Source organism: Pseudomonas fluorescens (assembly GCF_004683905.1).
In the GTDB taxonomy this organism is placed as follows: domain Bacteria; phylum Pseudomonadota; class Gammaproteobacteria; order Pseudomonadales; family Pseudomonadaceae; genus Aquipseudomonas; species Aquipseudomonas putida_A.
On record NZ_CP038438.1, the window covers coordinates 4,849,119 to 4,861,871 of the forward strand.

Here is a 12,753-nt window from a genome sequence, read left to right on the forward strand (position 1 = left end):
ATGGGGCCAGCAGTGCTTGAAATCCGTCATCTGAAAACCCTGCACGCCCTGCGCGAGGCCGACAGCCTGGTCGATGCCGCCGACCGTCTGCACCTGACCCAATCGGCGCTGTCGCACCAGTTCAAGGAACTGGAGGAACGCCTGGGCATGCCGTTGTTCGTGCGCAAGACCAAACCGGTGCGTTTCACCAGCGCCGGCCTGCGCCTGCTGCAACTGGCTGACGCGACCCTGCCGCTGCTGCGCGCTGCCGAACGCGACATCAGTCGTCTGGCCGGGGGTACCGCCGGGCGTTTGCACATGGCGATCGAATGCCACAGCTGTTTCCAGTGGCTGATGCCGACCATCGACCAGTTCCGCGACGCCTGGCCGGAAGTCGAACTCGACCTCGCCTCGGGCTTCGCCTTCGCCCCGTTGCCGGCACTGGCCCGCGGCGATCTGGATCTGGTGGTGACCTCCGATCCGCTGGACATCGCCGGCATCACTTACGTGCCGCTGTTCACTTACGAAGCGATGCTCGCGGTGGCCAACCAGCACCCGCTGGCGAGCAAACCGTACATCGTCCCCGAAGACCTGCTGACGGAAACGCTGATCACCTACCCGGTGGAACGCGATCGGCTGGACATCTTCACCCGCTTCCTCGAACCGGCCGACATCGAACCGGCGCAAGTGCGCACCTCGGAGCTGTCGGTGATGATGATGCAACTGGTCGCCAGCGGCCGTGGCGTCTGCGGCATGCCGCACTGGGCGCTGCACGAATACAGCTCGCGTGGTTACGTGAAGGCCAAGCGCCTGGGCGAGAAGGGTCTGTTTGCCACGCTTTACGCGGCGATCCGTGCGGACATGCTCGATGCGCCGTACATGCGCGATTTCCTGCTGACCGCCAAGGACACATCATTCTCGACGCTGGATGGGGTCAGCGCGGTTCGCTGACACCAAGGTGCCTCATGACTGACGGTAAACCGAGAACATTTGCGAGACAAAAAGATTCATTGTGGTGAGGGGATTTATCCCCGATGGGCTGCGCAGCAGCCCTGAGACCTGTGCACTCGGTGTTTCAGATAGCCCGCGTTTGTAGGATTTGGGGCTGCTTCGCCGCCCATCGGGGATAAATCCCCTCGCCACAAAAACCTCTCACTTAGGGGGACGATCAGAGTTGTCGCCACATGTGAATCTTGTCGAAGTAGTCTTCGCCGACCCGCACCGCCAGCGGCTCAAGGCCGAACTGGATGAAGCCGCAGCGTTGGTACAGGGAGAACGCGGCGTCGTTGCCGGCGGTGACGGTCAGTTGGATGAGCTTCAGTGCAGGATGGGTGTGTGCTTCGGCGATGGCGGCCTGCACCAATGCATGGCCCAGGCCGTGCTGGCGAAAATCGGCTGAGACGTACATGCCGAACAGGGTCGACTTATGGCGGGCCTTTTCTCGCGGCTCGAATGCCAGGCCGACGATGCCGGCCAGTGTGCCTTCCTCGAACGCACCGAGCACCACGTCGAGCTTGCTGGTCAGCCGCGCTTCCCACCAGCTCAGCGGCATCACCGCGCGCTCGCGCACGCTGGAGGTGAAGGCCTGCGGATGGCGGTCGTAGGCTTCGAGCATCAGCTCGCGATAAGCCAGGGCATGACTGGCGTCGAGGCGTTCGATCCACATGCTCAGGCGGTCCTGCGTTGTTCAAGCATCAGGCGCACCGCCAGAGCGGCGAGTACAAAACCCATGAAATAACGCTGCAGCGCCAGCCATGTCGGATTGCGCACGAACCACGACGCGATGCCCGCCGCGAACAGCGCGATCAGCAGATTGACGCTGAAACTGACACTGATCTGGGTCAGACCAAGAATGATGCTCTGGGTAAACACCGAACCGTGTTCAGGGCTGATGAATTGCGGAAACACCGAGAGGTAGAACACGGCGATTTTCGGGTTCAGGGCGCTGGTGAGAAAGCCCATGGTGATCAGTTTGCGCGACGAATCCGCCGGCAGTTGCTGGGCTTCGAACGGCGAGCGCGCACCGGGTCTGACCGCTTGCCAGGCCAGCCACAGCAGATACAGCGCACCGGCCCACTTCAGCACTTCATAAGCCAGCGGCACCGCCAGAAATACCGCGGTCAAACCGGCGGCCGCGGCAAACATATGTACGAAAAATCCCGCGACCACACCGAGCAACGAGGTGACTCCGGCCTTGCGTCCCTGACAGATCGAACGCGAGATCAGGTAGATCATGTTCGGCCCCGGCGTCAGTACCATCAACAGCGCGGCGGCGGCGAAGATCAGCAGGTCTTGAAGCGGGATCATGGCAATGTCCTTTGCGTGAATGATCAGGCGAGCGCCGTCAGTGAGCTGCGATAAAACGGCAGGATCAGGTCGCGTGTCAATGGCGCCAGAACCACAGCAGGATCAGTGGCGGGATCAATCCAGATCACTTCCTCGATTTCGGCCGCGGGCTTCACATCGGCGTCGATGGTCAACTGAAAAATCTCCGCTTGCACGACGAATCCCGGCTCGTTGGCGGCCGGCGCCGAGAACTGGCCAAGGAAGCAGGCCTGCGCCGGCTCGATCTGCAGGCCCAGCTCTTCTTCCAGCTCGCGGGCCAGTGCGTGCACCGGCAACTCATGGGCTTCGATCTTGCCGCCCGGTTGCATGAACGCCGTGGTGCCGCGCTTGCGCACCAGCAGAGTCTGGCCTTCGGCGTTGAGCAACAGCGCCGCGGCGATACGGATGAGGTTTGGAGCGACAACGGATGCAGAGGTCATGGGTCAGCCACCGGCCTGGAAAAACCGCAAGGATCCCATGCCCGGCCTGATTCAGTCACCTCACAGGTCACTCCCCCTGAGCCTTGAGCGCGGTTTCATCCTCCTCGGGCAGCTTGACGAATATCTTGTATTTGCCGCCCTCCATGGCTTCGAAGGCAATCAGCTTTTCCACCAGCAGCGCGCTGAGCACCTTGCCGGCGTTGAGCAGCAGCATGCCGTTATCGGCATTCAGATTACGCGCCAGAATCATCCCTGCCGCCAGGTCCCGGGTGGTCAGCACCTTGACCGACGGGTCGGCGAGGGTGACGTCGCCCAGAAATGCCGCGCACACCTGAATGAAATCTTCGACCAGCTCGGGATCATACAAACGCCCGGCGTACTGCCGCAGATAGAGCAACGCTTCGTCGCTGTTCAAATGCCGTTCGAGGATCAGGCCGCGTTGCAACTCGACGAAATCCACTGCCAGTTTCAGCAACCGCGACCCCAACGGAATCGCCTCGCCCTTGAGCCGGTCAGGAAAACCGCTGCCGTCCCAGCGCTCCTGGTGATGCAGGATCAGGCGCGCCGCGTCCTTCATCGGGTCCAGCGTCATCAACAGCGATTCGCTCTGCTTCGGATAGCTGCGATAACGCTCGCGATCGGTGTGACGCAGCAGATCCGAAGGCGTGGTCATCATACCGTCGGTCCAGCTCAGTTTGCCGATGTTATACAGCGCGGCGGCCATGGTCAGATCGCGGCTGGTGGCCTCGTCCAGACCGTGCTGTTTGCAGTAGCTGCGCACCAGTTCGATGATCTGCCGATTGGTCTGCTTGGCAGGTGGCAGACGCAGATTGGCCAGCAGCGAGAACACTTCGGTGCCGGTGACATAGCTGTGTTTGAGTTCTTCGTAGGCCAGGTCAAGCATGTCGGCGGTCTGCTGCAGTTCGGCGGTACGCGCCGCCACGTGCTTTTCCAGGGTGCTGTTGAGCAGCTTGAGCTGGTCGTTCTGCACCTGGGTCAAGCGCTCCAGACGTAGGCGCTCCTGCTCGGAATGCTGATGTTCGAGGGCTTGACGCAGGATCAGCAGCAACTCCTCGTCATTCCACGGTTTGCTGATGTAGCGGTGAATCTGCCCGTCGTTGATCGCTTTGATGATTGCCGACGGGTCGGCATAACCGGTGAGCATGATGCGCACGGTTGCCGGATAGCGCTGGCGGACATGCGCCAGTAACGAGGCGCCATCCATGTTCGGCATGCGCGCATCGCTCATCACCAGGTCCACGGGCTGCTGCTCCAGCATCTCCAGCGCTTGGGCACCGCTGGTCGCCAACAGGACGTCATAGGGTTGTCCCCGCAGCAGACGACGCAGGCTGTTGAGGATCGATTCCTCGTCATCGACCAGCAACACCTTGGGTCGATGTACCGGCAAAGGGGCGGATTGCTCTTCCATGGCTTGGCCTCAAGAAACAGGGTTATCGACACATCGACCGACCGCCTCACTGGCCCGCGCCTGAGTCCAAGGCTAGATGATTTTTGACTGCATTCACGCAAATCTTCGCTCACAGGCCACGGCGTCGCGCCGGGACGACTATGCTGAACACGGCGCAATACTCCATCGGTCGAACCGACAAGTTGCGAGGGAAAAGGATGCCCCGGATGACACCCGCCAGCGGCCTCATGGGCGGCGCGGCATGAACCAGCCAACAGCGCAGATCAATCGCCGAGTGCTCATCGTCGACGACAGCCCGTCGATTCATGGCGATTTCGCCAAGATTCTCTGCCCGCTCGTCCCCGCTGACGACGGCCTGGGCGAAACCGAGAATCTGTTGTTTGGCACCCCATCCGCCACACCGTCCCAGCATTTCGAGCTGGACTCGGCCTTTCAGGGCCGCGAAGCGCTGGAAAAACTCGAAGCCGCGCTGGCTGAAAACCGCCCCTACGCCATGGCGTTCATCGACATGCGCATGCCGCCAGGCTGGGATGGCCTGGAGACCATCGAACGGCTGTGGCAAGTCGACCCCAAGCTGCAAGTCGCGCTGTGCACGGCGTATTCCGACTATTCCTGGGAAGACATCGACCAGCGTCTGGCACTCAATGACCGCTTGCTGATTCTGAAAAAGCCGTTCGACGCGATCGAGATCCGGCAGATGGCCAGCGCGCTCACGGTCAAATGGCAGATGACCGAAGACGCCGAGCTGAAAATGAACCAGCTGGAACAGGCGGTTCAGGAGCGCACCCGCGAGCTGTCCGACGCCAACATGATTGTGCAAAACAGCCCGACCATCCTGTACCGGCTGCGCGGCGATCCGTCGTTTGCCCTGATGTACATCTCCCACAACATCACCCGCTACGGCCATGTCGCCGCCGACCTGCTGCGCTCGCCCAACTGGGCGCAGGAACTGATTCACCCGGACGATCAGGCCAGCGTCGATGCCGCCATGGCGCGGGTGCTGGATCGGCATGCGTCGGGCGCGTCGATCGAATTTCGCCTGAGAACCGGCCAGGGCACCTGGCGCTGGGTGGAAAACCGCTACATCCCGGTGCGCGATGATGACGGCCGTCTGCTGGAAGTCGAAGGCATCATCCTCGACATCACCGAGCGCCGCGTGGCCGAGGAAAAACTGGCGTTGCTGGCGCGCTCCGACGGCCTCACAGGCCTGGCCAATCGCGCCACGCTGATCGAACGCCTGCATCAGGCCTTCGCCGCCGCTCGTCGGGGGGCCGCGCCGTTTGCGGTGTTTTATCTGGATCTTGACCACTTCAAACGGATCAACGACACCTTGGGCCACCCGGTGGGCGATCTGCTGCTGCAGGAAGTCGCCCGCCGCATCAAATCAGGCGTGCGCGAAAGCGACGTGGTGGCGCGCCTGGGCGGCGATGAATTCGCGATCCTGCAACTGGACGTCGGCGATCCGACCCAATCAGCCGCCATGGCGGCCAATATCCGCGACACGCTGCTGGCGCCCTACAACCTGGCCGGCAATGCGCTGCACATTTCGGTGAGCATCGGCATCAGCAGTTACAGCGAGCTCAGTCTCGACGCCGACAGCCTGCTGGGCCAGGCCGACATGGCGCTGTACCGCGCCAAGGAAATGGGGCGCAACCAGTATCACTTCCACTCCGAGGACATCTCGCGGGAAGTGGCCGAACGCATGACCCTGGTCGACGAATTGACCAGCGCCCTTCAGGGCAATCAACTGTTGCTGCATTACGCACCGGAGATTGACCTGCACAGCGGCAGGATTCTGGGCATGGAGGCGCAAATCCTCTGGCAACATCCGCGCCTCGGCCTGCTGCCGGCCTCCGCTTTCGTACCGATAGCGGAGAAAACCGGCGCGATCATTCCGCTCGGACGCTGGGTACTGAATCACGCCTGCCACCAGATGCACCTGTGGCGAAATGACGGGGTCGCCCCGCCGGTGATGGCGATCAAGATTTCCCTGGCACAGCTCAAGAGCGGCCCCGAACTGATCTATGACGTGCTGCGCACCACCGCACGCTGGGAACTCGCCCCCTGGGACCTGCGATTCGATGTCACCGAAGCCACGCTGGCCCAGACCAAATGGACCCACAACGATGCATTGCCACGCCTGCGTGAGCTGGGCGTGGCGATTGCCATCGATGATTTCGGCACCGAATATTCCTCGTTCGATTACCTGAAAACCTACCGGGTCAATCACCTCAAACTGGCCCAGAGCTTTATCGCCAGTGCGTCCCAGGATGTGGCCGGAGCCAACGCCCTGCGAGCGATCGTCAATTTCGCCCGGGATCTGGACATCGGCATCATCGCCGAAGGCCAGACACCCCTGAATCGACCCGATGTACCCCGTGCCGAAGCACCGCTGCCCAGCGCACAGGGGTTGTATTTCAGCGAAGCGGTCAGCGCCGAACAGGCGGGCCGGCTGCTCCGGGACGTGCCCCGCGCGGCGCCCTCCCCCAAGGAGGATGAGGCATGAAAACGGCCTTCCCCCAGACCAACCGGCGCATCCTGATCATCGATGACACGCCAGCGATTCATGAAGACTTTCGCAAGATTCTAGCCCCGCAGGCGCAGGACGACGTCGACTTGCATCAGTTGGAACAGACGCTGTTCGGTACCCGCCAATCGCCGCACCTGACCTTCCAGCTCGACTCCGCCTATCAGGGCCAGGAAGCCCTGGCCCTGGTCAAACAGGCGCTGAGCCATGGCAACCCGTATGCCCTCGCCTTCATCGACATGCGCATGCCACCGGGCTGGGATGGCCTGGAAACCATCGAGCAGCTATGGCGTGTCGATCCAAATCTGCAGGTTGCCCTGTGCACCGCGTACAGCGACTACAGCTGGGAAGCGATGGCCGAACGGCTGGAATTCGGCGACCAGTTGCTGATCCTGAAAAAGCCGTTCGACAGTCTGGAAATCCGCCAGATGGCCAACGCCCTGACCTGGAAATGGCAACTGGCGCAGGACGCGGCGCTGAAGATGCTCAGCCTTGAGCAGACCATCGAGGCGCGGGTTCACGAATTGCTCAAGGTCTCGCATCTGTTGCAATACGACAGCCTCACGGAGCTGCCCAACAGCACCCTGCTGGGTGATCGCCTGAGCCAGGCCATGGCTGTCTGCCGGCGCCATGACAAGCAACTGGTGGTGATGTTTCTCGGTCTGGATCGCTTCAAGCGCATCAACAACGCGTTGGGCCATCCAGCGGGCGATGAAATGCTCAAACGCACCGCCCGCCAACTGCTGTCATGCGTGCGTGATTCCGACTCTGTGTTTCGCTATGGCTCGGACGAGTTCGTGGTGATCCTCGGCGACATCAACCATCCCCAGCAAACCCACGGCGTCGCGGAAAAACTGCTGGCCGCCATTCGCCTGCCGCAGACGATAGCCGGGCATGACGTCAGCGTCACCGCCAGCGTCGGCATCAGCGTCTACCCCGATGACGGCCTCGAAGCCACCGAGCTGATCAAGAAAGCCGAGACGGCGATGCGCAACGTCAAGGAACACGGCCCTGACAGCGTTGGCTTCTTCATCGAAGCCATGAACCAGCACGCCCGCGAGCAGCACAGCATCGAGTCGGGCATTCGCCGCGCTCTGCACGAGCACGAGTTTGTCCTGCACTATCAGCCGAAAATCGACCTGCGCAGCGGCACCGTGGTCGGCGCCGAAGCGCTGATACGCTGGCAGAAACCGGGACACGGCTGGATCTACCCGGCGGAGTTCATTCCGGTGGCCGAAGACACGGGGCTGATCGTTCCCCTGAGCAAATGGGTACTGGGCGAAGCCTGTCGCCAGACCCGTGCCTGGCAAACAGCCGGTCTGCCGCCGATCCGCATGTCGGTGAACATGTCACCCATCGATTTTCGCCAGCGTGACTTCGTTGCGGGCGTCGAACGCGTGCTTGAGCAGACAGGCCTGGCCCCTGACTGGCTGGAGATCGAGATCACCGAAGGTGTGCTGATGCAGAACGTCGAAACAACGATGGTAGCGCTCAATCGTTTGAAGGCGCTGGGCACCCGCCTGGCCATCGATGACTTCGGCACCGGCTATTCCAGCCTGAGTTACCTGCGCCGGTTTCCGATTGATGTGCTGAAGATCGACCAGTCGTTCATTCGCGGTCTGTGCAACGACAGCAACGATGCGGCACTGGTCAGCGCCATCATCAGCTTGGGCAGGAGTCTGGGGCTCAACGTCATCGCCGAAGGCATCGAAACCGCCGAGCAACTGGCGTTCCTCAAGGCCCACGACTGCGAAGAAGGTCAGGGCTACTTTTTCAGCAAGGCACTGCCGGCTGACGACTTTGCGCACTGGCTGGCCAGCGCAGCCCCGCCACCGTGGACGGCGCGATGAACGCCTCGATACCGCCTTGAGTCAAGGAGACGATTGCCGATGAACCTGTTCCGTCCCGCCATGACACTGCTGTGCGGACTCTGCGCCGGGGCCAGTGCCGACCCGCTGGACGAGCCGCTCAAACCGTTGCCCGCCGTGCCACAGCAGGACGCCCGGCGCGTGGAACTGGGACGTCGGTTATTCCACGAGCCACGCTTGTCGATCAACAACACGCTGTCCTGTGCCAGTTGCCACCAACTGGACAAGAACGGTGCCGACAGCCGGGCGCTCTCGCTGGGGTTCGACGGCAAACCGGTGGCGGTCAACACACCGACCGTGTTCAACGCCAGCCTCAATTTCCGCCAGTTCTGGGACGGCCGCGTCGAGACGCTGGAAGAACAGAGCAATGTCGTCATCACCAGCCCCCATGAAATGGGCAGCGACTGGAGCACGGTCGTCGAGCGGATCGCCAACGACGCCGATTACCGCCGCGATTTCGCCGCCACCTACCCGGACGGCGTGACCAAGACCAACATCCAGCAGGCGCTGGCCAGTTTCGAACGTACCTTGCTGACCCCCAACTCACGCTTCGATCAGTACCTGCTGGGCAATACCGACATCCTCACGCTGGACGAAAAATACGGTTATCAGCGCTTCAAGGAGTACGGCTGTATCTCCTGTCACCAAGGGGTGAACATCGGCGGCAACATGTTCCAGAAGTTTGGCGTGTTCGGTGATTACATTGCCGATCGCGGCAACCCGACCGTGGCCGATCAGGGCCGCTTCAACGTCACTCGAGACGAAGCGGATCGTGAATTTTTCAAAGTGCCGAGCCTGCGCAACGTCGCGCTGACCGCACCGTATTTTCACGACGGGTCAGCGCCTACCCTCGAACGAGCCGTGGATGTGATGTTCCAGTATCAGTTGGGACGCACGCCGACCGAAGACGACAAACGGCTGATTGTTCTGTTTCTCAAGACCCTGACCGGCCAAAGGGAAGGCAAGCCATGATCAACATTTCCCGTCGCCGTAGTCTGTTGTTGCTCACACTGGTCGTCCTCGCGTTGGCCTCGATCCTGCTGTTTCTGTACTTCAAGTCCAGCTCCGACCAGACCATGACATACACTGAGTCGCGGGATCTGATCCGGCAGATCAAACAGCAGAATTCGCTGTGGGAAAACGAGATCCTCAAGGCGCGGGTGGCGCTCACCCACAACTATGATCCGCTGGTGTCGCCGATGAACGAGATGAACCGGCTCTGGGAGCGCTTCGACGCCATAGAATCGGGGCATGGTCGAAACGATTCGACGCAGTGGAACGAGGCCTATGAGAGTTTCCTGCAAGCGATGCAGGAAAAAACCCGGCTGGTCGAACAGTTCAAATCGCACAACGCCTTGCTGCGCAACTCTCTGGCGTTTTTGCCCACCGCCGAAGACGACATTCAGCAACAACTGGCCAACCTGTCGGACTTCGATAAATCCCAGTTGGAGAACATCACCACCGATACCTACGACCTGCTGCTCAGTGCGCTGGAGTTTGCCCAGGTCACCTCCGATGACCGGGCCGCCGACATCGAGGTGGGTCTGAACAAACTGACCGTCAACGCACAGCGCCTGCCGCAGGCGTTTCAAACCCCGGTCAAAATCCTCAGCAACCACATCAGCCTGATCGCTCGCGAGCAGCCACTGGTCAATCAGTTGCTCGAAAGCATCGAAAACATTCCCGTCGCCGAACGCCTCGACAACATCACCACCATGCTCGATCGCGATCAACAGCGTGTCGATCAGGTCGACCGCCAATACCATTTCTACCTGCTGCTGTTCTCGGTGCTGCTGATGTTGTCGCTGGTGTGGCTGGCCATCCGCCTGATCGGCAGTTTCGCCGAGATCAATCGGGTCAATACGGCCCTGCAAACCGCCAACGATGCACTGGAGCAACGCGTCGAGGAGCGCACCCGGGAACTCAAGAACGCCCAGAGCGAGCTGCTCGACGCTGCACGTCAGGCCGGCATGGCGGAAATCGCCACCAACGTGCTGCACAACGTCGGCAACGTGCTCAACAGCGTGAACATTTCCAGCGATCTGATCGCGCGCAAGCTGCGCAGCAGCAAGACCCAGGGCCTGGGCAAGGCGATGCAACTGATCAACGAGCACCCGCACGACCTCGGCGCCTTTCTCAGCGAAGACGCCAAGGGCAAATTGCTCCCCGGTTATCTCAACCAGCTGGTCGGCGCGATTGCCCAGGAACAGCAGGAAATGGTCGACGAACTGAACCAGATGAACAAAAGCGTCGATCACATCAAGGACATCGTCGCCACCCAGCAATCCTATGCCGGCGCCAACAGCATGACCGAGCCGCTGTTTATCAACGAGCTGCTCGAAGATGCGCTGCGCATGAACGCCGGGGCCCTGACCCGGCATCACGTCACGGTGGTCAAGGAGTACGCCGAGGTGCCGCAGGTGATGGGCGACAAACACCGTTTGCTGTTGATCCTGATCAACCTCATCAGCAACGCCAAATACGCGATGTCTGACCTCAGCAACCGCCCCCGCACCATGACCCTGGCGGTAAGGATCGTCGATGAAAACTTCCTCGAAATCAGCGTCAGGGACGACGGCGAAGGCATCGCGCCGGAAAACATGACGCGGATCTTTGCCCACGGTTTCACCACCCGCAAGGAAGGTCATGGCTTCGGTCTGCACAGCTGCGCGCTGGCGGCCATCGAGATGAACGGGCACCTCACCGCGCACAGCGACGGACCGGGCAAAGGCGCGCTGTTCACCTTGCAGATCCCCCTGATCAGCGTCACGGAGAACGCATGAGCGAGTTGTCGAACCGCCGCATTCTGCTGATCGACGATATGCCGTCGATTCATGAAGACTTCCGCAAGATCCTCGCGCCACCGGCAGCTCAGTCAGTGGAACTGGACGAGATGGAAGCTGCACTGTTTGGCGCTCAGATTCGCGCCGAACGTCCGCCGTTCGAGCTGGACTCGGCCTACGGCGGCGAGGAAGGTCTGGGCAAACTGATGCAGGCCTTGCAGGAACAACGCCCTTACGCGCTGGCCTTCGTCGACATGCGCATGCCCGACGGCTGGGACGGCGCGAAGACCATCGAACACCTGTGGCAGCAGGATCCGCAGTTGCAGGTGGTGGTGTGTACCGCCTACTCGGATTATTCCTGGGATGAACTGCTCGAACGTCTGCAGGCGCATGACCGGTTACTGATCCTGAAAAAACCGTTCGACAACATCGAAGTGCAGCAGATGGCCAACACCCTGCTGACCAAATGGCAGATGACCGAACGCGCCTCGTTGCAGATGCATCACCTGGAACATCTGGTGGATCAGCGTACCGCGCAGTTCAAGCAGGCCAGCGAAGAACTGCAGCGCGAAATAGATGAACGCAAGCAACTGGAAAGTCAGTTGGTGCAGTCGGAAAAGCTTGCGTCACTGGGGCAAATGGCGGCCGGAGTGGCCCATGAAATCAATAACCCGATCGGCTTCATCTCCTCCAACCTCGGCACCCTCGACGGCTACTTCAACCAATTGTTGAGCGTACTCGATGCCTGGCAGACGCTGGGCCCCACGCCGGACAGCGAATCCGTGGCCCGGCTTGAGCAACTGCGCAAAGACGCCGATCTTGATTTTCTGCTCGAAGACATCCCGGTGCTGATCCGCGAATCCAAGGAAGGCATTGGCCGGGTCGGACAGATCGTCAAGGATCTGAAGGATTTCTCCCGGGTCGATACCCATCAGCAATGGCAGTGGGCCAATCTGCAACAAGGCATCGACTCGACGCTGAACATCGTCGCCAGCGAACTCAAGTACAAGGCCGATGTGATCAAGGAATATCAGCCGCTGCCGGACATCGAGTGCCTGCCCTCGCAAATCAATCAGGTGATCATGAATCTGGTGGTCAACGCGGCGCAGGCCATGGGCCCCGAGCGCGGCACCATCACTCTGCGTACCGGGCAGCAGCAGGACACGGCCTGGGTGGAAGTCGCGGATACCGGCGCGGGGATCGCGCCGGACATCCTGCAGAAAATCTTCGATCCGTTTTTCACCACCAAACCGGTCGGTCAGGGCACCGGGCTGGGCCTGTCCCTGTCCTACGGCATCGTGAAAAAACACGGTGGAGACATTTCAGTCCGCAGCGAACCGGGCGTGGGCACAACCTTTCGCATCGAGTTACCGATGCGCCAGAGCCGACCCGCAGCCTGAGG

At 61.1% G+C, this 12,753-nt stretch carries 10 protein-coding genes; 6 read left to right on the plus strand and 4 right to left on the minus strand.

Annotation, left to right across the window (positions count from 1 at the left end):
* Positions 1–12 precede the first annotated feature (12 nt).
* Complete coding sequence (gene metR, locus E4T63_RS22295; protein ID WP_007968856.1) at positions 13–930, plus strand: transcriptional regulator MetR; 918 nt, start codon at positions 13–15, stop codon at positions 928–930.
* Between the two features lie 217 nt (positions 931–1,147).
* Here metR and E4T63_RS22300 read toward each other — a convergent pair whose 3' ends face one another.
* The 4 genes from E4T63_RS22300 to E4T63_RS22315 form a co-directional block, all read right to left on the minus strand.
* Positions 1,148–1,645, minus strand: a complete 498-nt coding sequence (locus E4T63_RS22300; RefSeq protein ID WP_096795595.1) for a GNAT family N-acetyltransferase — start codon at positions 1,643–1,645, stop codon at positions 1,148–1,150.
* A gap of 2 nt (positions 1,646–1,647) precedes the next feature.
* Positions 1,648–2,286, minus strand: a complete 639-nt coding sequence (locus E4T63_RS22305) for a LysE family translocator (protein ID WP_098965408.1) — start codon at positions 2,284–2,286, stop codon at positions 1,648–1,650.
* A gap of 23 nt (positions 2,287–2,309) precedes the next feature.
* Entirely contained in the window at positions 2,310–2,744 is a 435-nt protein-coding gene (locus tag E4T63_RS22310; protein ID WP_135296479.1) for an NUDIX hydrolase, read from the minus strand.
* Positions 2,745–2,811: 67 nt separating this feature from the next.
* Positions 2,812–4,173, minus strand: a complete 1,362-nt coding sequence (locus E4T63_RS22315; protein WP_096795592.1) for an HD domain-containing phosphohydrolase — start codon at positions 4,171–4,173, stop codon at positions 2,812–2,814.
* Positions 4,174–4,414: 241 nt separating this feature from the next.
* Between E4T63_RS22315 and E4T63_RS22320 the strand changes: the two genes are divergently transcribed.
* The 5 genes from E4T63_RS22320 to E4T63_RS22340 are packed head-to-tail and all read left to right on the plus strand — an operon-like array spanning position 4,415 to position 12,751.
* The gene (locus E4T63_RS22320) at positions 4,415–6,679 is read left to right on the plus strand and encodes a GGDEF/EAL domain-containing response regulator (RefSeq protein WP_135296480.1); all 2,265 of its coding nucleotides are present in this window, start codon (positions 4,415–4,417) and stop codon (positions 6,677–6,679) included.
* Positions 6,676–8,550, plus strand: a complete 1,875-nt coding sequence (locus E4T63_RS22325; protein ID WP_135296481.1) for a putative bifunctional diguanylate cyclase/phosphodiesterase — start codon at positions 6,676–6,678, stop codon at positions 8,548–8,550. The genes E4T63_RS22320 and E4T63_RS22325 overlap by 4 nt, the downstream gene beginning before the upstream one ends.
* A 39-nt stretch (positions 8,551–8,589) precedes the next feature.
* The gene (locus E4T63_RS22330; protein ID WP_135296482.1) at positions 8,590–9,540 is read left to right on the plus strand and encodes a cytochrome-c peroxidase; all 951 of its coding nucleotides are present in this window, start codon (positions 8,590–8,592) and stop codon (positions 9,538–9,540) included.
* On the plus strand, positions 9,537–11,351 hold the full coding sequence (locus E4T63_RS22335; RefSeq protein ID WP_135296483.1) for a DAHL domain-containing protein: 1,815 nt from the start codon (positions 9,537–9,539) through the stop codon (positions 11,349–11,351). Before E4T63_RS22330 ends, E4T63_RS22335 begins: the two co-directional genes overlap by 4 nt.
* On the plus strand, positions 11,348–12,751 hold the full coding sequence (locus E4T63_RS22340; RefSeq protein WP_098965420.1) for an ATP-binding protein: 1,404 nt from the start codon (positions 11,348–11,350) through the stop codon (positions 12,749–12,751). The genes E4T63_RS22335 and E4T63_RS22340 overlap by 4 nt, the downstream gene beginning before the upstream one ends.
* Positions 12,752–12,753 lie beyond the last annotated feature (2 nt).